The sequence below is a fragment of the Streptomyces sp. NPDC001536 genome (assembly GCF_042894505.1).
Lineage (GTDB): Bacteria > Actinomycetota > Actinomycetes > Streptomycetales > Streptomycetaceae > Streptomyces.
Genome location: NZ_JBIAVQ010000016.1, coordinates 1 through 18,999, shown reverse-complemented (window position 1 = coordinate 18,999; position 18,999 = coordinate 1). Strand labels below are relative to the sequence as shown.

13 protein-coding genes and 1 pseudogene are annotated in these 18,999 nt (G+C 69.9%); 12 read left to right on the top strand and 2 right to left on the bottom strand.

The genetic code is table 11. The features are described from left to right. Window positions 1–66 precede the first annotated feature (66 nt). From ACFY0U_RS35320 to ACFY0U_RS35280, 9 genes are all read left to right on the top strand, one after another. A complete protein-coding gene (locus ACFY0U_RS35320; RefSeq protein WP_388642732.1) occupies window positions 67–1,536 on the top strand; it encodes an aldehyde dehydrogenase family protein in 1,470 nt (489 codons plus the stop codon). 20 nt (window positions 1,537–1,556) lie between these two features. Next, window positions 1,557–2,639 (top strand): glycine betaine/L-proline ABC transporter ATP-binding protein, encoded by a 1,083-nt coding sequence (locus ACFY0U_RS35315; protein WP_388642730.1) that lies wholly within the window; start codon window positions 1,557–1,559, stop codon window positions 2,637–2,639. Next, window positions 2,636–4,636: an ABC transporter permease gene (locus ACFY0U_RS35310; RefSeq protein WP_388642729.1), complete on the top strand. Its 2,001-nt coding sequence runs from the start codon at window positions 2,636–2,638 to the stop codon at window positions 4,634–4,636. Before ACFY0U_RS35315 ends, ACFY0U_RS35310 begins: the two co-directional genes overlap by 4 nt. Window positions 4,637–4,649: 13 nt before the next feature. Continuing rightward, window positions 4,650–5,609, top strand: a complete 960-nt coding sequence (locus ACFY0U_RS35305; protein ID WP_388642728.1) for a glycine betaine ABC transporter substrate-binding protein — start codon at window positions 4,650–4,652, stop codon at window positions 5,607–5,609. 224 nt (window positions 5,610–5,833) lie between these two features. After that, window positions 5,834–8,272: an FAD-dependent oxidoreductase gene (locus ACFY0U_RS35300; RefSeq protein ID WP_388642727.1), complete on the top strand. Its 2,439-nt coding sequence runs from the start codon at window positions 5,834–5,836 to the stop codon at window positions 8,270–8,272. Between the two features lie 21 nt (window positions 8,273–8,293). Further along, the gene (locus ACFY0U_RS35295; RefSeq protein ID WP_388642726.1) at window positions 8,294–9,154 is read left to right on the top strand and encodes a bifunctional methylenetetrahydrofolate dehydrogenase/methenyltetrahydrofolate cyclohydrolase; all 861 of its coding nucleotides are present in this window, start codon (window positions 8,294–8,296) and stop codon (window positions 9,152–9,154) included. Between the two features lie 31 nt (window positions 9,155–9,185). Further along, window positions 9,186–10,418 (top strand): sarcosine oxidase subunit beta family protein, encoded by a 1,233-nt coding sequence (locus ACFY0U_RS35290; protein ID WP_388642724.1) that lies wholly within the window; start codon window positions 9,186–9,188, stop codon window positions 10,416–10,418. 26 nt (window positions 10,419–10,444) lie between these two features. Further along, window positions 10,445–13,723, top strand: coding sequence for a sarcosine oxidase subunit delta family protein (locus ACFY0U_RS35285; protein ID WP_388642722.1), 3,279 nt, complete (start codon window positions 10,445–10,447; stop codon window positions 13,721–13,723). After that, window positions 13,716–14,318, top strand: coding sequence for a sarcosine oxidase subunit gamma (locus ACFY0U_RS35280; RefSeq protein ID WP_388642721.1), 603 nt, complete (start codon window positions 13,716–13,718; stop codon window positions 14,316–14,318). Before ACFY0U_RS35285 ends, ACFY0U_RS35280 begins: the two co-directional genes overlap by 8 nt. 45 nt (window positions 14,319–14,363) lie before the next feature. Here the strand turns inward: ACFY0U_RS35280 and ACFY0U_RS35275 are convergent, their stop codons facing one another. Together ACFY0U_RS35275 and purU are read right to left on the bottom strand one after the other, a co-directional pair. Then, complete coding sequence (locus ACFY0U_RS35275; RefSeq protein ID WP_388642720.1) at window positions 14,364–15,161, bottom strand: IclR family transcriptional regulator; 798 nt, start codon at window positions 15,159–15,161, stop codon at window positions 14,364–14,366. A gap of 120 nt (window positions 15,162–15,281) precedes the next feature. Next, entirely contained in the window at window positions 15,282–16,154 is an 873-nt protein-coding gene (gene purU, locus ACFY0U_RS35270; protein WP_388642718.1) for a formyltetrahydrofolate deformylase, read from the bottom strand. A 238-nt stretch (window positions 16,155–16,392) separates the two neighbouring features. Here purU and ACFY0U_RS35265 point away from each other — a divergent pair, with 238 nt between their 5' ends. The 3 genes and pseudogenes from ACFY0U_RS35265 to ACFY0U_RS35255 form a co-directional block, all read left to right on the top strand. Then, entirely contained in the window at window positions 16,393–17,514 is a 1,122-nt protein-coding gene (locus tag ACFY0U_RS35265; protein WP_388642717.1) for an aromatic ring-hydroxylating dioxygenase subunit alpha, read from the top strand. Between the two features lie 83 nt (window positions 17,515–17,597). Beyond that, the gene (locus ACFY0U_RS35260; RefSeq protein WP_388642715.1) at window positions 17,598–18,776 is read left to right on the top strand and encodes an NAD(P)/FAD-dependent oxidoreductase; all 1,179 of its coding nucleotides are present in this window, start codon (window positions 17,598–17,600) and stop codon (window positions 18,774–18,776) included. A gap of 56 nt (window positions 18,777–18,832) precedes the next feature. After that, window positions 18,833–18,999, top strand: a pseudogene (locus ACFY0U_RS35255) (serine hydroxymethyltransferase); the annotation flags it as partial.

The following is an 18,999-nucleotide window of genomic DNA, read 5'->3' as shown; positions in this document are numbered from 1 at the left end:
ACTGTGTTCCACCACAAGCAATTGGGTGCATGATGCGCAACGAATTTCAGCTGAAAGGCTCGGCGCGTGGCAGACCTGTATGTGGCCGGCGAATGGCGGGATCCGGTGTCCGGCGGGCACCGGGAGATCCGATGTCCCGCTGACGGCTCCCTCGCGGCGACCGTCTCGGAAGGGACCCGTCCCGACACCGAAGCGGCGATCGCCGCCGCCCGCCACGCCTTCGACGAAGGCCCCTGGCCGCACACCCCCGAACGCGAGCGCGGCGCCCTGCTGCTGCGCACCGCCGACATCCTCGAGCGCGACGCCAAGGAGTTCGCCCGCGCCGAGTCGCTGGACACCGGCAAGCGGCTGGTGGAGAGCGAGTACGACATCGCCGACGTCGTCTCCTGCTTCCGCTACTACGGCGGACTCGGCGGCACCGACGCCGGCCGCACGATCGACACCGGCCGAGACGACGCCGTCAGCCGCGTCGTGTACGAGCCCGTCGGCGTGTGCGGACTGATCACCCCCTGGAACTACCCGCTGCTGCAAGCCAGTTGGAAGGTCGCCCCGGCCCTGCTCGCCGGCAACACGATCGTCCTCAAGCCCAGCGAGCTCACCCCCTCCACCTCCATCCTGCTGATGAAGGCGCTTGAGGAGGCCGGACTCCCGGCGGGCGCCGCCAACCTCGTCCTGGGCGCCGGCCCCGAGGTGGGCGCACCCCTCTCCGAGCACCCGGACGTCGACATGGTCTCCTTCACCGGAGGCCTGGAGACCGGCAAGCGCATCATGGCGACCGCCGCGGCGGGCGTGAAGAAGGTGGCCCTGGAACTCGGCGGCAAGAACCCCAACGTGGTCTTCGCCGACGCCGACTTCGAGACGGCCGTGGACATGGCCCTCACGGCCGTCTTCCTGCACTCCGGGCAGGTCTGCTCGGCCGGCGCCCGGCTGATCGTCGAGGACTCCCTGCACGACGCCTTCGTCGACGAGGTCGTCCGCCGCGCCCGGCTGATCCGCCTCGGCGGACCCTTCGACCCCGACGCGGAGACCGGCGCGCTGATCTCCGCACAGCACCTGGAGAAGGTCGAGGCGTATGTCGCCGCGGGCCTCGCCGAGGGCGCCGTACTGCGCTGCGGCGGTGCGCGCCCCGACGATCCGGCCCTCGCGGGCGGCCACTACTACCCGCCGACCGTGCTCGACGAGTGCCGCCAGGACATGCGGGTGGTGCACGAGGAGTCCTTCGGGCCCGTGCTCACCGTGGAGCGGTTCACCGACGAGGACGACGCCGTACGCATCGCCAACGACACCGAGTACGGACTCGCCGGAGCCGTGTGGACGCAGGACGCGGGCAAGGCCCAGCGGGTCGCCCGGCGGCTGCGCCACGGCACGGTGTGGATCAACGACTACCACCCCTATGTGCCGCAAGCGGAATGGGGTGGCTTCGGACACTCGGGCGTGGGCCGGGAGCTGGGACCGACCGGCCTGAACGAGTACCGAGAGCCCAAGCACATCTGGCAGAACATCCAACCCCGGCCGCAGCGCTGGTTCAGCGGCTGAACGCCGAAAGAAGGTCGAACGTGACCACACAGACCGAGGTGCCACAGCGGCGCGGCACGCCCCAGGACTCGACCCCGGTCATATCCGTGCGCCGGCTGTGGAAGGTGTTCGGGCCGAAGGCGGACCAGGTCCCGGACTCCGAGGAGCTGTGCGGCCTGACCCGCCGTGAACTCATGGACCGCACCGGGTGCACCGCCGCCGTGCGAGACGTCCACTTCGACGTCTCGCCCGGTGAGGTGTTCGTCGTCATGGGGCTGTCGGGCTCCGGCAAGTCCACGCTGGTGCGATGTCTCACCCGGCTGATCGAACCCACCGCCGGTGAGGTCGTCTTCGAGGGCGAGGACATCCGCAAAGCCGACGACAAGCGGCTGCGTGATCTGCGGCGCCGCAAGTTCTCCATGGTCTTCCAGCACTTCGGTCTGCTGCCTCACCGTCGCGTCGTCGACAACGTGTCATTCGGCCTGGAGATCCGGGGCATGAGCCGGGCCGAGCGGACCAGGCGGGCCCTGGAGGTCGTCGAACTCGTCGGACTGTCGGGCTACGAGAACTCCTACCCCGACCAGCTCTCCGGCGGCATGCAGCAACGCGTGGGCCTGGCACGGGCGTTGGCGGGCGACCCCGATGTGCTCTTCTTCGACGAGCCGTTCTCCGCGCTCGACCCGCTGATCCGCCGTGACATGCAGAACGAGGTCATCCGGCTGCACCACGAGGTCGGCAAGACCATGGTGTTCATCACCCACGACCTCTCCGAGGCCCTCAAGCTGGGCGACCGCATCCTCATCATGCGCGACGGCAAGATGGTCCAGTGCGGCACCGGCGACGAACTCGTCGGCGCCCCCGCCGACGACTACGTCCGCGAGTTCGTCAAGGACGTGCCCCGCGGCGACGTGCTCACCCTGCGCTGGATCATGCGCCCGCCGGCGGACGGCGACGAACTGGACGGTCCCGAACTGGGCCCGGACGTCGTGGTCAAGGAGGCCACCCGGGCGGTGCTCGCGGCCGACAAGCCGGTCAAGGTCGTCGAGAACGGCAAGCTGCTCGGCATCGTCGGCGACGAGGAGATCCTCGCGGTGGTCGCCGGGCAGGAAGGCGGCGCGCAATGACCGTCGTCATGGAGAAACCGGAGAAGACGGGGACGGCGCAGGCGCCTGCTCCGGTCAAACAGGTCCGCAAGATCAGCCGGTCCATGGTGATCGCCGCGATCCTCGTCGTCTGGCTGCTGCTCTTCGCCGTCCTGCGCGGCAAGCAGACCCTCACCCTGGCGGCGGCCGACCTGACCGATCTGCACCGGTGGTTCAACGACGTCAACGACTCGATCGGCGCGAACCGCAACTCCAACCCGCTCTTCCTGTACTTCTTCAACGAGATCCGCCTGGTCATCGACTCCGTGGTGACCTTCGTACAGGAGCTGATCTCCCAGCCGTCCGGCGACCGGCCCGTCCCGCAGATCGGCTGGCTCGGCGTGGTCGGCATCGTGGGCTTCGGCTCCTGGGCCGTCGGCAACTGGCGGGTCGCGCTGCTCGCGGTGGCCGGCTTCACCTTCCTGGGGCTGCAGGGCCTGTGGCAGGAGAGCATGGACACCCTGGCGCTGACCGTCTCCGCGGTCTGTGTGGCGCTGCTGTTCGCGATCCCGCTGGGCGTGTGGGCGGGGCTGTCCGACCGGTTCAACCGGATCCTGACGCCCTTCCTGGACTTCATGCAGACGATGCCGACCTTCGTCTACCTGGCCCCGCTGACCCTGTTCTTCCTCATCGGCCCGGCCTCCGCCACCATCGCCACGCTGATCTACGCGGCACCACCCGCGATCCGCATCACCGCGCACGCCATCCGCTCCGTGCCGCACACCACGGTCGAGGCGGCCGACTCGCTCGGCGCCACCCGACGGCAGTCCCTGACGAAGGTGCTGCTGCCGATGTCCAAGCGGACCGTGGTGATGGGCGTGAACCAGACCATCATGGCCGCCCTGGCCATGGTGACCATCGCCGCCCTGATCGACGCCCCCGGCCTCGGCAAGACCGTCCTTCAGGCACTCCAGTCGCTGGACGTCGGCACCGCCTTCAACGCCGGCCTGGCCATCGTCGTCCTGGCGATCGTGCTGGACCGCGTCACCACCGCGGCCAGCACCCGCGAGGAGGAGGCGCGGCGCTCGAAGAACCGCTTCCTGGCCTGGCGGCGCCCGCTGCTGGGCGTGGGCGCGGTGGTCACGGCGGTCCTGATCTACCTCTCGCACACCTACCTGTGGGCGGCGGAGTTCCCCGGCGAGGGCGGCACGGGCACCGCCATCCGCAACGGGGCCGACAACGTGACCACCTGGGCGCAGGACAACCTGTCGGGTCTGACCAACGCGTTCCGTGACGCCATCACCAACGGACTGCTCAACCCGTTCCAGTCGCTGCTCACCGACTCCCCGTGGTGGCTCGTCGGGGCCGCCCTGATCGGGATCGGCGTCGTCCTCGGCGGCCCGCGCGCAGGCATCACCACGGCGGTGTGCGTGGGCCTGCTCGTCGCCACCGGCGTGTGGTCGGACAGCATGACGACCCTGGCGTCGACCGCCGTCGCCACGGTGCTGGTGATGCTGCTCGGCATCTGCTTCGGCGTCTGGATGGGACGCAGCGCTCTCGTGGACCGGCTGCTGCGGCCCACGCTGGACGCGGCGCAGGTCATGCCGCCGTTCGTCTATCTCGTGCCGTTCCTCGCGCTGTTCGGCGCGACCCGCTTCACCGCGATCGTCGCTGCCGTCGTCTACGCGGCCCCCGTCGCCATGAAGATCATCGCGGACGGGGTGCGGAACGTTCCCGCCACCACCGTGGAGGCGGCCACCTCCGCCGGGTGCAACACCTGGCAGATCATCACCAAGGTCCAGCTGCCGATGGCACGCAGCGCCCTGACCCTCGCGACCAACCAGGGCCTGATCTACGTGCTGTCGATGGTCGTGGTCGGCGGACTGGTGGGTGCGGGCGCCCTCGGCTACGACGTCGTGGCCGGATTCTCGCAGGGGCAGCTGTACGGGAAGGGGCTCGCCGCAGGGCTCGCCATCGTCCTTCTCGGCGTCATGTTCGACCGGATCACTCAGGCAGCGGCTCGCCGCACCACCGCATAAGGAGCACCTCACCATGGCAAGACACTGGAGGGCCGGCGCAGCCGGCGTGGCCGTACTCGGCCTCACCCTCACGGCCTGCGGCGGCGCGAAGGTCGGCGACGACTCCGCGGCGGCCGGCGAGTCCGGCAAGTGCGGCACCTTCAACCTCGCGGTCAACCCGTGGGTCGGCTACGAGGCGGACGCGGCCGTGCTCGCCTACGTCGCGGAGACCGACCTCGGCTGCAAGGTCAACTCCAAGGACCTGAAGGAGGAGATCGCCTGGCAGGGCTTCGGGACGGGCGAGGTCGACGCCGTCGTGGAGAACTGGGGCCATCCCGACCTGAAGAAGAAGTACATCACCGACCAGAAGACCGCCGTGGAGGCCGGTTCGACCGGCAACAAGGGCGTCATCGGCTGGTACGTGCCGCCGTGGCTGGCCAAGGCGCACCCCGACATCCTCGACTACAAGAACCTCAACAAGTACGCCGCGAAGTTCAAGACGTCCGAGTCGGGCGGCAAGGGCCAGCTCCTCGACGGCGACCCGTCGTTCGTCACCAACGACGAGGCTCTGGTGAAGAACCTGAAGCTGGACTTCAAGGTGGTGTACGCGGGTAGTGAGACCGCGCTCATCCAGGCCTTCCGCAAGGCGGAGAAGAACAAGGAATGGGTGATCGGCTACTTCTACGAGCCGCAGTGGTTCCTGTCTGAGGTGCCGCTGAAGAAGGTCGCGCTGCCCGCGTACAAGGACGGCTGCGACGCCGACCCGGAGAAGGTCGCCTGCGACTACCCCGTGTACGACCTCGACAAGATCGTCAGCGCGAAGTTCGCCAAGTCCGGCAGCCCCGCCTATGACCTGGTGAAGAACTTCAACTGGACCAACGACGACCAGAACCTCGTGGCGAAGTACATCGCGGTCGACAAGATGACCCCGGAGGCCGCCGCCAAGAAGTGGGTCGAGGCCAACCGCGACAAGGTGGACGCCTGGCTCAAGTAGCCCCGGCGGGCCAGGAGTCACAGACCGGTCGAACATGCCCGGTGGACGGTGCGCACCCCGCGCGCACCGTCCACCGGGCATTGCCGTGTCACGGCCTGTTTTCCGAGGTCCCGGCCCCCTTGACACCCACCTGCACGGAAGGCACATTGAGTTGCGCAACCTGAATCACGTTGCGTGGACAGCAACTCGATCGGCTCGACTGGTCAACAAGCGGAGGTGCGGCGATGGCGGGACCCCGAGTGGTCATCATCGGAGCGGGCGTCGTGGGGGCGGCACTCGCGGACGAGATCTCCGCGCGCGGCTGGACCGAGGTGACCGTGGTCGACCAGGGCCCGCTGCCCGCCACCGGGGGTTCCTCCTCGCACGCCCCGGGGCTGGTCTTCCAGACGAACTCCTCCAAGACCATGACCGAGCTGGCCCGCTACACCGTCGAGAAGTTCTGCTCCCTGGACGTGGACGGCAAGCCCTGCTTCCTCCAGGTCGGCGGTCTGGAGGTGGCGACCACCCCCGAGCGCCTGGTGGAACTGCGGCGCCGGCACGGCTGGATCACCGCCTGGGGCGTCGAGAGCAGGCTCCTGAGCGCCGACGAATGCGTCGAGCAGCACCCGTTGGTCAACCGCGACAAGGTCCTCGGCGGTCTGCTGGTCCCGACCGACGGCCTCGCCAAGGCCGTCCTCGCCGTCGAGGCACAGATCCGCCGGGCCACCGAGCGCGGTGTGACGTTCCTGGCCCGCCACGAGGTCCTGGACGTCCTCCAGAGCGACGGCCAGGTCACCGGTGTCCGCACCGACCAGGGCGATCTGGAAGCCGACATCGTGGTCTGCTGTGCGGGCATCTGGGGCCCGAAGATCGCCCGCATGGCCGGGATGAACCTCCCGCTCACCCCGCTCGCCCACCAGCTCGCCTGGACCGGACCGGTACCGGCGCTCGCGGGCCAGACCGAGGAAGCGGTCCGCCCGATCCTGCGCCACCAGGACGCCGACCTCTACTACCGCGACCGCTTCGACGGCATCGGCATCGGCTACTACGGCCACCGCCCGATGCCCATCACGGCCGACGAGATCCTCTCCGTCGACGAGGCCGACGAGATGCCGTCCGTCCTGAAGTTCACCGAGGAGGACTTCGAGCCGGCCTGGACCGAGACCCAGTCCCTCCTCCCCGCCACCAAGGACGCCAAGGTCGAGGAGGGCATCAACGGCCTCTTCTCCTTCACCACCGACAACTTCCCGCTGCTCGGCGAGTCGAGGGACGTCAAGGGCTTCTGGGTCGCCGAGGCGGTCTGGGTCACCCACTCGGCGGGCGTCGGCCGCGCGATGGCCGAGTGGCTGGTCGACGGCTTCTGCTCGTCCTTCGACCTGCACGAGTGCGACGTCAACCGCTTCGAGCCGCACCAGCTCTCCCCGGAGTACGTCCTGGCCCGCGACTGCCGGAACTTCGAAGAGGTCTACGACATCCTCCACCCCCTCCAGCCCTCGGGTGACCCGCGCCCGATCCGCAAGAGCCCCTTCTATTCCCGCCAGGAGGAGCACGGCGCCTTCTTCCTGGAGGCGAACGGCTGGGAGCGCCCCCAGTGGTACGAGGCCAACGCGGGCCTGGTGGAAGGCCGTTCCATCCCCACGCCCAACGACTGGGCCGCGCGGTACTGGTCCCCGATCGTCGGCGCCGAGGCCCAGGTCACCCGCGAGACCGTCGCGATGTACGACATGACGGCACTCAAGCGCCTGGAGGTCACCGGACCCGGGGCCGCGGACTTCCTGGAGGGGCTGGTCACCGGCAAGGTCGCCAAGTCGGTCGGCTCGGTCACCTACACCCTGGTGCTGGACCACGACGGCGGCATCCGCAGCGACATCACCGTCGCGCGCCTGGCCCGCGACCTCTTCCAGATCGGCGCCAACGGCAACCTCGACCTCGACTGGTTCACCCGCCGCCTCCCTGCCGACGGAACCGTCCAGGTCCGCGACATCACCCCCGGCACCTGCTGCATCGGCCTGTGGGGCCCGCTGGCCCGCAAGGTCCTCCAGCCCCTGACGGACGAGGACTTCTCCAACGACGGCCTGAAGTACTTCCGCGCCAAGCACGCCTACATAGGCAGCGTCCCGGTCACCGCGATGCGGCTGTCCTACGTCGGTGAACTCGGCTGGGAGCTCTACACCACCGCCGACCAGGGCCAGAAACTCTGGGACACCCTCTGGCAGGCAGCCAAGCCCCTCGGCGGGATCATCGCGGGCCGCGCCGCCTTCAACAGCCTCCGCCTGGAGAAGGGTTACCGCTCCTTCGGCACCGACATGACCTACGAGCACGACGCCTACGAGGCGGGCGTCGGCTTCGCCGTCAAGCTCGACAAGGGCGACTTCACCGGCAAGGAGGCCCTGGAGCGCCGTAAGGAAGAGGTACGGCGCAAGCTCACCTGCCTCACCATCGACGACCCGCGGTCGGTCGTCCTGGGCAAGGAGCCGGTGTACGACGGCGACCGCGCGGTCGGCTACGTCACCAGCGCCTCCTACGGCTACACGATCGGCAAGGGCATCGCCTACGCCTGGCTCCCGGCCGAACTCACCACCCCGGGCACCACCGTGCACATCGGCTACTTCGACCAGCGCGTCGAGGCCGTCGTCGCCGAGGAGCCCCTGTTCGACCCGACGATGTCTCGTCTCCGTGGCTAGCCTGAAGAAGGAGCACCGCTGGTGACCGCACAACTCCTCGACGGCAAGGCGACCGCCGCCGCCATCCGCCGTGAACTCGCCGACCGCGTCGCCAAGTTGACGGCCGGCGGCGGGCACCCGCCGGGCCTCGGCACCGTCCTCGTCGGCGACGACCCCGGCAGCCACGCCTACGTCGGCGGCAAGCACCGCGACTGCGCACAGGTGGGCATCGCCTCGATCCGCCGCGACCTGCCCGCCGACGCGTCCCAGCAGCAGGTCGAGGACGTCATCGACGAACTCAACGCCGACCCGGCCTGCACCGGCTACATCGTCCAACTCCCGCTCCCGAAGCACCTGGACGCCAACGCCGTACTGGAACGGATGGACCCCGCCAAGGACGCCGACGGCCTGCACCCCGTCAACCTCGGCCGGCTCGTCCTGGGCGTGGAGGCCCCGCTGCCCTGCACCCCGCGAGGCATCGTCGAGTTGCTCCGCCGCTACGACGTCCCGCTGGCCGGAGCCCGGGTGTGCGTGGTCGGCCGGGGCATCACGGTGGGCCGTCCGATCGGCCTCCTCCTCACCCGCCGCTCCGAGAACGCCACCGTGACCCTGTGCCACACCGGAACCAAGGGCCTGGCCTGGCACGTACGCGAGGCGGACATCGTCATCGCGGCGGCCGGCTCACCCGGACTGATCACGAAGGACATGCTGCGCCCCGGCGCCGCGGTCCTGGACGTCGGCATCACCCGCACCGACGACGGCCTGGTCGGCGACATCCACCCGGACGCGACGGAGATCGCCGGATGGATCGCCCCGATGCCCGGCGGGGTGGGCCCCATGACGAGGGCGATGCTGCTGGCCAACGTCGTCGAGGCCGCCGAGAGGAACGCGAGCACCGTATGAACCTGTCCCTTCCCGCCGACGGAGCCGTCCGATGAGCCCCCGCACCCCCGGCGCCGAACTCCCGGAGCACCCGGACTTCCTCTGGCGCAACCCCGAGCCCAAGCGCTCCTACGACGTGATCGTCGTCGGCGGTGGCGGCCACGGCCTCGCCACCGCGCACTACCTGGCGAAGAACCACGGCATCACCAATGTCGCCGTGCTGGAGAAGGGCTGGCTCGCGGGCGGCAACATGGCCCGCAACACCACGATCATCCGCTCCAACTACCTGTGGGACGAGAGCGCCGGCATCTACGAGCACGCGTTGAAGCTCTGGGAGGGGTTGGCGGAAGAGCTGGACTACCCGATCCTCTTCTCCCAGCGCGGTGTGCTGAACCTCGCCCACAGCCTCCAGGACGTCCGCGACAGCGTGCGCCGGGTGGAGGCGAACCGTCTGAACGGCGTGGACGCGGAATGGCTGGACGCGGAGGGTGTGCGCGAGGTCTGCCCGATCGTCAACATCTCGCCGGACGTGCGCTATCCGGTGCTGGGCGCGACGTACCAGCCCCGGGCGGGCATCGCCAAGCACGACCACGTGGCCTGGGGCCTGGCCCGCTCGGCGGACGCGGCAGGGATCGACATCATCCAGAACTGCGAGGTCACGGGTCTGGACGTGGTCGGCGGCCGAGTCGTCGGCGTCCAGACGAACCTGGGCCCGATAGCGGCGGGCAAGGTGGCGCTGTGCTCGGCGGGCCACACCTCGGTCCTCGCGGCCATGGCGGGCATCGAACTCCCGGTCCAGAGCCACCCGTTGCAGGCGCTGGTGTCGGAACTGCTGGAGCCGGTCCACCCCACGGTGGTGATGTCCAACGCGGTCCACGTCTACGTCAGCCAGGCCCACAAGGGCGAGCTGGTGATGGGCGCGGGCATCGACGCGTACAACTCGTACACGCAGCGAGGCGCGTTCCACATCATCGAGGAGCAGATGGCGGCGGCCCTGGAGCTCTTCCCGGTCTTCGCCCGCGCCCATGTGCTTCGCACCTGGGGCGGCATCGTGGACGTCAGCCCCGACGCCTCACCGATCATCGGCTTGTCCCCGGTGGAGAACCTCTACCTCAACTGCGGCTGGGGAACAGGCGGTTTCAAGGCGACGCCAGGCGTCGGCTGGGTCTACGCCCACACGATCGCCCACGACACCCCGCACCCCCTGAACGCCCCCTTCTCGCTCGACCGTTTCACCACCGGCGCGCTCGTCGACGAGCACGGCGCGGCCGCGGTGGCCCACTAGGACCACTGGATACTGGGAGCCGATCCATGCTGCTCATCCCCTGCCCCTGGTGCGGGCCCCGCGACGAGGCCGAATTCCACTACGGCGGCCAGGCCCACGTCCCCTACCCCGAGACCCCGTCGACCCTCACCGACGAGGAATGGGCCCGCTACCTCTTCTTCCGCGACAACACCAAGGGCCCCTTCGCCGAGCGCTGGAGCCACGCGGCGGGCTGCCGCAAGTGGTTCAACGCGGTACGGGACACATCGACGAACGAGATCCTGACGGTGTACAGGACGGGGGAGGAACGACCGGCGCCTGTCGAGCCCCGCCCAGTGCATTCAGCCCGTCCGGCGACTCTTCAGCCCGGTCCAGCTGGCCCAGCCCGTCCGGCGTTTGAGGACGAGGCCCCTTCAGGGCCGACGGGGTCCAGGGGCGGAGCCCCTGGCGGGGTCGAAGGGGCGGAGCCCCTGGGGATGGGAACGGGTAAGGGCGGCGGGGGCGAGACCAATCCCTTCCGCCACCCCACCCGCGGCCGGATCAACCGCGAAACCCCCCTCACCTTCACCTTCGACGGCACCGAATACACGGGCTACCAGGGCGACACCCTCGCCTCCGCCCTCCTCGCCAACGGCGTCATCCAGGCCGGCACCAGCATCAAGCTCGGCCGTCCCCGAGGCATCTTCTCGGCAGGCGTGGAAGAACCCAACGCGGTCATCCAGATCGAGGCCCCGTTCCCCGAGCCGATGCTCCCCGCCACCACCGTCGAGCTCTACGACGGCCTGGCAGCGACCAGCCTCCCCGGCCAGGGCCGCCTGGCCACCGACCCGGACCCCGCCCGCTACGACGCCGTACACGCCCACTGCGACCTACTGATCGTCGGCGCCGGCCCGGCCGGCCTCGCGGCAGCCGCCGCGGCAGCGAAGAGCGGCGCCCGCGTCATCCTCGCCGACGACCGCCCGGAACCCGGCGGCAGCCTCCTCGGCACCGGCGAACACCTCGACTGGGTGTCGGAGATCGCCGAACTCCTCGACACCGAACCCGAGGTCAGAGTCCTCCACCGCACCACCGTCTTCGGCTACTACGACGACAACCACCTCCTCGCCGTGGAACGCCGCACCAACCACCTCGGCGCCGCGGCCCCCGACAACGTCTCCCGCGAACGCGTCTGGCGCATCCGCGCGAGCCGAGTCGTCCTCGCCACCGGCGCCCACGAACGCTCCCTGGCCTTCCCGGACAACGACCGCCCCGGCGTGATGCTGGCGTCCTCCGCCCGCACCCACGTCAACCGCCACGGCGCCCTCCCCGGCCGCCACGCGGTCGTCCTCACCACCAACGACAGCGCCTACGCGGCCGCGTTGGACCTGAAGGCCGCCGGCGTGGACATCGCAGCCATCGTCGACACCCGCCCCGACCCGGGGGAGTGGGCACAACGCGCCCGCCAGGCCGGCATCGAGGTCCTCCCCGGCCACGCGGTCACCGGCACGGAGGGCGAACCGCGCCTCACCGCGGTCACGGTCGCCCCGTACGGAGACTCCGCGGGACAGCGGGAGTTCGCCGCCGACCTGCTGCTGGTCTCCGGCGGCTGGAACCCGGTCGCGCACCTGTACAGCCAGGCAGGCGGAAAACTCCGCTACGACGAGACGCTCGGCTCCTTCGTGCCCGACGCCTGCCGACAGACCGTCGAGGTCGTGGGCAGCGCGAACGGCACCCTGGACACGGCCGACGTCCTGGCCCACGGCGCCGCGGCCGGTGCCCGCGCGATCGAGGCCGAGGGCTACACCTCACAGGCACCGCGCCTTCCGTCGGTGGCCGCACAACCGCGACCGACGCCCCCGATGCACGTGTACGTCGTCCCCGGCACCACCGGCCCGCACCGCTTCGTGGACCTCCAACGCGACGTGACCGTCGACGACTTGGCCCGAGCCGCCGGCGCCGGAATGCGCTCGGTCGAGCACACCAAGCGCTACACCACCGCCGGCACCGCCAACGACCAGGGCAAGACGTCCGGCGTCCTGGCCGGCGGCGTGGTCTCCGAACTCCTCGGCGTGGACATCTCGACGCTCGGCACCACCACGTTCCGCCCGCCGTACATCCCGGTCTCCTTCGCCGCACTCGCCGGCCGTAACCGGGGCGTCCTGAGCGACCCGGTCCGCACGACCGCGATCCACGAGTGGCACGTCGGCCACGGCGCCCTGTTCGAGAACGTCGGCCAGTGGAAGCGCCCTTGGTACTACCCGCAGGACGGCGAGGACATGGAGGCCGCCGTGCTCCGCGAGTGCGCCGCCACCCGCGAGAGCGTCGGCTTCATGGACGCCTCCACCCTCGGCAAGATCGACGTCCAGGGCCCGGACGCCGGTGTCTTCCTCGACCTGCTCTACACCAACATGATGAGCACCCTGAAGGTCGGCATGATCCGCTACGGCGTCATGTGCCGCCCGGACGGCATGGTCTTCGACGACGGCACCGTCATCCGCCTCGCCCAGGACCGCTACCTGGTCACGACCACGACGGGCAACGCGGCCGCCGTACTGGACTGGATGGAGGAGTGGCTCCAGACCGAGTGGCCCGAACTGAAGGTCCACTGCACGTCCGTGACCGAACAGTGGGCCACGGTCGCCCTGGTCGGTCCCCGCTCCCGAGACGTCCTCGGCTCGCTCGCACCCGAACTCGCCGTCGCCAACGACGACTTCCCGTTCATGGCGTGGCGCGAGACGACCGTGGCCGGCGTCGAGGCGAGGGTCTGCCGGATCAGCTTCTCCGGTGAACTCGCCTACGAGATCAACGTGTCGCCGTGGCAGGCCCTCGCTCTGTGGGAGGCCCTGTACGAGGCCGGTGCCCCGTACGGCATCACCCCGTACGGCACCGAGACCATGCACGTCCTGCGCGCCGAGAAGGGCTATCCCATCATCGGCCAGGACACCGACGGCACGGTCACCCCGCAGGACCTCGGTATGAGTTGGGCCGTGTCGAAGAAGAAGCCCGACTTCATCGGCAAGCGCTCCTTCGCCCGTGCCGACACCGTCCGCGCCGACCGCAAGCACCTGGTCGGCCTCCTCCCCGAGGATCCGGCCACCTTCCTCCCCGAAGGCACCCACCTGGTCGCCGACAGCGTCCTCCCGGCGCCGCCCGTCCCGATGCTCGGCCACGTCACCTCCAGCTACCGCAGCGCGGCACTGGGCCGGACCTTCGCGCTCGCCCTGGTCAAGGGCGGCCGCGAGCGCATCGGAGAGCGGCTCTACGCCCCCGTCGGTGACCGGCTGGTCCCGGTGACCGTCGCAAGCCCCGTCCTCTACGACCCCGAGGGAGCCCGCCGCGATGGCTGACACCGCACTGACCGCCCCGCCCCGCAGTCCCCTGTCACAGGTCGCGGGCCGCCTGGCCGCCGCCACCCGCACCTCGGGCGGCGCCGTCCGGCTGGCCGAACTCCCCTTCCTGGCCCAGCTCAATGTGCGCCTCGATGCCAAGGGAACGGTGGCGGAGGCCGTCGGGCTCGCGCTGGACCTGCAACTGCCCCTCCAGCCCAACACCGTCGTCCGGGCGGGCGAGTTGACCGTGCTGTGGCTCGGTCCGGACGAATGGCTGCTGGTGGGCCCGCCCGGAACCGAACGGGATCTGGAGAGCCGCATCCGCACGGCCGCGGGAGACGAACCCGTCGCCGTCACCGACGTCTCCGCGCAGCGGACCACCCTGCTCGTGGCGGGCCCCCGCGCCCACGACCTGCTGGCGCACGGCTGCGCACTGGACCTGCATCCGCGCAGCTTCGGCTCGGGACGCTGCGCCCAGACCACCCTGGGCCGTACCCAGGTCATCGTGGTCGCCCGGGCCGACTCCCGGGCCGGATTCTGGGTCCTGGTGCGGTCGTCCTTCGCCGGCTACCTGACCGACTGGCTGCTGGACGCGGCGACGGAGTACGTCTGAGCGAACGCGGGACACCCGCGAGCCTCATGGCTCACCGGGCGGCGTTCAGCCCAGGTAACCCATCCGGTGGCTGATCTCCCGCGCGCCCTGGAGGAGCGCGGGGACCAGCTCGTGGATGCGCTCCTCGGTGAAGCGGTACGCGGGGCCGGAGGCGCTGAGGGCGGCGACGACCTCGCCGTCACGGGCCCGGATCGGGGCCGCGACGGCGTGCAGTCCGATCTCGAGTTCCTCCAGGGTCACCGCGTAGCCGCGCTCCCGGGCCTGCGTCAGGTCCTTCTCCAGCGCCGTCTCGGTGGTCAGGGTGCGTGGCGTCAGCTTCTGGAGCCCGGACGCCGCGAGCACGTCGGCGCGCTCCTTCGCCGGCAGATGGGCGAGCAGGATCTTGCCGCTCGACGTGGCGTGCACCGGGGTGAGCTGCCCGACCCAGTTGTGGGTGCCGACGGCTCCCGGGCCGCGCACCTGGTAGAGGTTGACCGCGTAATGCTCTTGCAGGACCGCGATGTTGACGGTCTCGCCGACCTCCTCGCTGAGCCGCTCGCACACCTGTCGGCCCTGCTGGGTGATGTCGAGACGGCCGGTGACGGCGCCGGCCAGCCGCACGATGCCGAAACCGAGGCGGTACTTGCCGCGCTCGGCCGTCTGCTCGACCAGACCGCGCGCCTCCAGCGCCCCGAGCAGGCGGAAGGCGGTCGACTTGTGGACGTCGATCTCCGCGGCGACCTCGCTGACGCCCGCCTCGCCGCGCTGGGCGAGGATCTCCAGGACGCTGACGGCACGGTCGACGGACTGCACCCCGTTCACCGAGGGCCCCGCCGTCTCGCCGTCTGACGTGTGGTTGCTCATGGCGCAACTATAATCATGGGTTCCCTCTGCCGGACCGGGTCGTCGATGACGACCGTGCACGCGATGTCCGCCGGTCAGCGGGGTCGTTGAGCTCCGCGGACCCGAGGTCGTGCGCCGTCGTCAGCGCAGGACGACCGTGCAGTGGCCGTTGATCAGCACACGGTTCTCGCTGTGCCACTTCACCGCGCGGGAGAGCGCCTGGGCCTCGACATCGCGGCCGATCGCGACCAGCTCGTCGGGGGTGCGCGAGTGGTCCACGCGGACGACGTCCTGCTCGATGATGGGGCCCTCGTCGAGGTCTGGCGTGACGTAGTGCGCCGTCGCCCCGACGAGCTTCACACCGCGCTGGTGCGCCTGGACGTAGGGGCGTGCCCCCTTGAAGCTCGGCAGGAACGAGTGGTGGATGTTGATGGCCCGGCCGTCGAGCTGCTTGCACAGGTCGTCGGAGAGGATCTGCATATAGCGGGCGAGGACCACGAGGTCGACGTCCAGTTCGTCGACGAGGCCCAGGAGCCGCGCCTCGGCCTCCGCTTTGGTCTCCTTCGTCACCGGAATGTGGTGGAAGGGGATGCCGTAGGTCTGCGCCAGCGGCTCGAACTCGCGATGGTTGGAGACGATCGCCGGGATCTCGATGTTGAGCGCGCCCGTGGACCTGCGGAAGAGCAGGTCGTTGAGGCAGTGGCCGAACTTCGACACCATGATCAGGGTTCGCGTCGGGGTGGAGGCGTCCTGCAGCCGCCAGCTGATCCCGTACGCCTGGCCGACCGGACCGAACCCCGTGCGCAGCCCCTCCAGCGAGACCGCGGGATCCGCGACATCGAAGTGCACCCGCATGAAGAAGCGGTTCTGTAGCCGGTCGTCGAACTGCTGGCTCTCCAGGATGTTGCCGGAGTGACGCACGAGGAACGCGGTCACGGCGTGGACGAGTCCGGCCTGGTCGGGACAGGACAGCGTGAGGACGAACTCGCGGCCGGGCTGCGGTCGAGGGGACATGCCATCCTCCGTCGTATGGCTGCGCATTACGCAACAAGAAGAGCTATGCGCAACATGCTCCAACGCGTGCGCCTTGCCGGTCAAGGGGTGGCGTGCCGCGAGAAGGCCCGTTCCGCCGCCCTCTTGACAGTGGATGGCGGCGAAGGGACAGTTTGGGAGTTCGTTTCTCATAGTGAGCGCAGTTGCGTTATATGCAACCTGGATGGTGCGCGACCGACACGTCCCGAGGTGACCTTCGATGACCACCGCCAGCCTGCCCCCGAGCCTGATCGCCACCCTGTCGGGGGAGCACTACACCGACCCCGAGATCTTCGCGCTGGAACAGGAGCGGATCTTCGAGGCCATGTGGTTCTGTGCGGCCCGAGCCTCGGAGCTGGCCAGGCCCGGGAGCTTCCGCACCTACCAGGTCGGACGGGAGAGCGTGCTGATCACCCGCTCCCGCGACGGCTCGGTCAAGGCGTTCCTGAACATCTGCCGGCACCGCGGCGCCAAGCTGTGCACGGAGGAGTCCGGCGAGGTCAAGCGGGCCTTCCAATGCCCCTACCACGCCTGGACCTACGGGCTCGACGGCAAGCTGATCGCCGCACCGAACCTGACCTCGATGCCGGACATCGACCGGACCGAGTACGGCCTGGTCGGCGTCCACGTCCGGGAATGGCTCGGGTATGTCTGGGTGTGCCTGGCCGACACCCCGCCGTCCTTCGAGGAGGACATCATGGGCGCGGTCGTCGAGCGGCTGGGCGACGTGGAGTCGATCGAGCGCTACGACATCGACAACCTCCGACTGGGCCGCCGTATCACCTACGACGTGAAGGCCAACTGGAAGCTCGTCATCGAGAACTTCATGGAGTGCTACCACTGCGCGACCATCCACCCCGAACTCACCGAGGTGCTCCCGGAGTTCGCGGACGGCTATGCGGCGCAGTACTACGTCGGCCACGGCGCCGAGTTCGGCGAGGACGTCCAGGGCTTCACCGTCGACGGCTCCGAGGGGCTGGACCGCATACCCGGCGTCGCCGACGACCAGGACCGCCGCTACTACGCGATCACCGTCAAGCCGCAGGTGTTCATCAACCTCGTCCCCGACCACGTGATCTTCCACCGGATGTACCCGATGGCGCACGACCGCACGATCGTCGAGTGCGACTGGCTCTACCTCCCGCACGTCGTCGAGAGCGGCAAGGACGTGGCGCGCTCGGTGGAGTTGTTCCACCGCGTGAACCAGCAGGACTTCGACGCCTGCGAACGCACCCAGCCCGGGATGAGCTCACGGGTCTACGCCAAGGGCGGCGTCCTGGTCCCCAGCGAGCACCACATCGGCGAGTTCCACACGTGGGTGCAGGAACGCCTCCTCCCTTGACAACCCCCGTGCCACACCGAAACCATGTTGCATATAACGCGTTCCGTTGTGTTATATGAGACAACTCCCCGTCTGGAGCCCGCATGAGGAGCATCACCGTCGTCGGAGCCTCGCTGGCAGGTCTGAGCACGGTCCGTGCGCTGCGCGCGGAAGGGTACGACGGCGAGATCGTCGTCGTGGGGGAGGAGCGCCACGCGCCCTACGACCGCCCGCCGCTGTCGAAGGACTTCCTCAAGGGAGGCCTCGACGTCGACGCGCTCGCGCTCGGTGACGCGGACGAGTACGAGGCACTGGACGTGCAGTGGCTGCTCGGCGAGCGCGCGGTACGGCTGGACCCGGTGGCCAGGACCGTCACCCTGGCCGGCGGAGGGCACGTACGCACCGGCGGGGTAGTCGTCGCGACCGGCGCCGGCGCCCGGATGCTCCCCGGTACGGAGGGGATGGCCGGCGTCCACACCCTGCGCACCCTGGACGACGCCCAGGCCCTGCGCGCCGAGTTGCTGGAGGGCCGGCCCCGGCTCGTCGTCATCGGCGCCGGCTTCATCGGCGCCGAGGTGGCCTCCACCGCCCGCGGACTCGGGCTCGACGTCACCGTGGTCGAGGCACTCGACGTACCGCTGGAACGCCAACTGGGGCGCGAGATGGGGCTGGTGTGCTCCTCGCTCCACACCGACCACGGGGTCCGCCTGCTGCGCGGAACGGGAGTGGCGGGACTCGTCGGCGAGGACCGGGTGACCGGCGTACGACTGGCCGACGGACGAGTTCTGCCCGCCGACGTCGTGGTGGTCGGCGTGGGCGTCAGGCCCGCCACCGACTGGCTCGCCGGCTCCGGCGTCCAGGTGGACGACGGCGTGGTGTGCGACTCCGGCTGTGCGACCAGTGTCCCCGGCGTGGTCGCCGTAGGCGATGTCGCCCGCTGCCCCAGCCCGTTCACCGGGCGGCACGCCCGGATCGAGCACTGGAGCAACGCCACCGAACAGGCGCGGACCGCCGCGCGCACCCTGCTGCGCGGAGAGTCGGCCCCGGCGCCGCTCACCGCGCCGTACTTCTGGTCCGATCAGTACCAGGTGCGCATCCAGCTCGCCGGACACGTCGCCCCCGGCGCCCAGCCCGACATTGTCGAAGGCGACATCGACAGCCGCTCCTTCACCGCCGTCTACCGACGCGAGGGCACCCCCGTCGCGGTGCTCTCCCTCAATCAACCCAAGTTCTTCAACCGGCTCCGCCGCACCCTCGTCCCCGCCGCCGCGGTCGCGCTCTGACGACTTCCCCGACACCGCAGGTGCCACCCACGCGCCCACACCCATGGAGACCGTCGATGACCCTCTTCAACCAGCCCCTGCACGAGGTGGACCCGGAGATCGCCGTGGCGGTCGACGCCGAGCTGAAGCGTCAGCAGTCCACCCTGGAGATGATCGCCTCCGAGAACTTCGCGCCGCTCGCGGTCATGGAGGCCCAGGGCTCGGTCCTGACCAACAAGTACGC